The sequence below is a fragment of the Vogesella mureinivorans genome, assembly GCF_007644035.1.
Lineage (GTDB): Bacteria > Pseudomonadota > Gammaproteobacteria > Burkholderiales > Chromobacteriaceae > Vogesella > Vogesella mureinivorans.
This window is the reverse complement of the sequence record NZ_VMTV02000875.1, coordinates 1-292: the sequence shown is the minus strand read 5'-3', so window position 1 is coordinate 292 and position 292 is coordinate 1. Positions and strand designations below refer to the sequence as shown.

Sequence of the window (292 nt, the reverse complement as noted above, 5' to 3'; positions counted from 1 at the left end):
CCTCGCGCCCGCTCGTGCTGAACCTGCGCGATGAAGTCGCCCCACCACCGTTCGAGCGCGTGCTCGAAGTCGTACCCGCCGACCCCGCCGCACGCGATCCGCTGCGCGCGCGCTGGAGCCAATACAAGGCGCTGGGCTACGCGCTCAACAAGCACGACATGTAGAACCGCGCTTCAGCTGCAGGCGCACGCAGGCGCGGCTTCACCACCTCAAGCGCCTGCGAAGCGCCCATGGAAGCCCAGCGGAAAGCTGCGCCGCAGCCAGGCCATCGCGGTCGGGCCGTCTGCGATGC

Annotated in this window: 1 protein-coding gene; it reads left to right on the top strand. The window is 69.9% G+C overall.

Annotated features, from left to right (window positions below):
* The first annotated feature begins 14 nt into the window (after window positions 1-14).
* Window positions 15-164: a DNA polymerase III subunit chi gene (locus FLQ44_RS25090; protein ID WP_369126621.1), complete on the top strand. Its 150-nt coding sequence runs from the start codon at window positions 15-17 to the stop codon at window positions 162-164.
* Window positions 165-292 lie beyond the last annotated feature (128 nt).